Below are 1,377 nucleotides of genomic sequence, written 5' to 3'. Positions count from 1 at the left end.
GGACTCTGCGCCGATGGCATCCCAACGGATGGCTCTCGGCGTAACCCTCCCGCGCGGGCAGCAAGTCCGCGAACTGGTCCCACAACGGTTCGAGCAGGCATGATGGCACCGCAGGCACGAGCCCTCCGAGTAGTCACTGAGCGTAGAGAACTCCATGATCACTCAGGCTCGTGCCTGCCCTGCGTTCGGGTCCGCCTGGCCAGCCCGGCCCCACCATTTGCCGGTCGGTCTTACTTCCCGGGTCTGTCCAGTAAACGGCTCTGTCTCACATTCGGTGGTGACGGAGGGTCATGACGGCGTCGGGCAGGGCATCGGCCACGAAACCGCAGATCGGCGCCTCATAGCCGGTCTCCCCAAGAATCCGGCCGATCACTTGCTCTCCGGTAGTGAGAGTTCGCCGCGGTAAGCCCGGTGACCCGGCATGATGCCGTCCGCCTCGAAACATCGAGGTCAGGACGCTGTTCGCACTCTCCGCGAGGTGGACATGCTCAACGTGCACGATCTGTCACCACCGAATGTGAGACAGAGCCGTTCTTCGTACAGTCCCTACTTCCCACCTGGCACTGCTTTCCCTGGGCTCACACGTCCCAGTGAGCCTCTTTCATCCTGGGTAGTTGCAGGTCAGCAGCGTGTGGACGGCTTGGACGATGGTGCCGATGCGGCGGGTGGAGCATCTGGCTCGTCATAGTAGCCGCCAGGACTTCAGCTGAGCGAAGGCCCGCTCTCCCGGTGCCCGGAGCCTGGCATGGTCGCGGTTGAACTGCTGGTAGTGCTCGGGCTGTTCGCGGTGGTTCTTGTACGGGGTGCGGACCGTGGCGCCGGCACCCTGGTAGGCACGGTCCGCCAGGGCAAGGATCTGCCGGGTCAGGCAGGCCTGGACGATGCCGTGAGCCCGGGCCGCGGTCAGGTCGTGGGTGCGGCCCGGCGTTGCACGGGAGAACCACTGAGGTTCCCCCGTTGCGCGGGAGGTGCTGGTCAGCTGGTCAGTTGGGGTTGATGGGTGTTCAGGTTCGCTCGTTCGGCCGCTGCCTGCTCGGCGTAGTGCTTCTCCTCGTACTCGATCGGGCTGAGGTAATCGAGCCGTTTCTGGATGCGCCGGGGGTTGTAGAACCCGTCGAGGTACTCAAACAGCGCCAGGTTCGCTTCGGCCCGGGTGGTAAAGATGCGGCCGCGGACGCATTCGGTCTTGATCGTGGACCACAGGTTCTCGGCGAGGGCGTTGTCGAAGCTGTCGCCGACCGACCCCATGGATGCCTCGATACCTGCTCTGACCAGGCGTGTCGTCAGCTTCACGGAGGTGTATTGGCAGCCGTGGTCGGCGTGATGGACCAGCGTGCCGGGCGCGATCTCCCGGGAGGCGAGGGCGTATTCCAGCAC

1 protein-coding gene and 2 pseudogenes are annotated in these 1,377 nt (G+C 64.7%); all 3 read right to left on the bottom strand.

Annotated elements, in window-relative coordinates; genetic code table 11:
* A pseudogene (locus ACFWUY_RS41680) lies at window positions 1-118 on the bottom strand (IS5/IS1182 family transposase); the annotation flags it as partial.
* A 483-nt stretch (window positions 119-601) separates the two neighbouring features.
* A pseudogene (locus ACFWUY_RS41675) lies at window positions 602-967 on the bottom strand (transposase family protein); the annotation flags it as partial.
* Between the two features lie 8 nt (window positions 968-975).
* Window positions 976-1,377: transposase (locus ACFWUY_RS41670; protein ID WP_384122274.1), on the bottom strand; the 402-nt coding region annotated here is incomplete at its 5' end.

The organism is Streptomyces sp. NPDC058664 (genome assembly GCF_042716635.1).
In the GTDB taxonomy this organism is placed as follows: Bacteria; Actinomycetota; Actinomycetes; order Streptomycetales; family Streptomycetaceae; genus Streptomyces.
The sequence above is the reverse complement of the archived record's forward strand: the minus strand, read 5'-3'. Positions and strand labels throughout refer to the sequence as shown.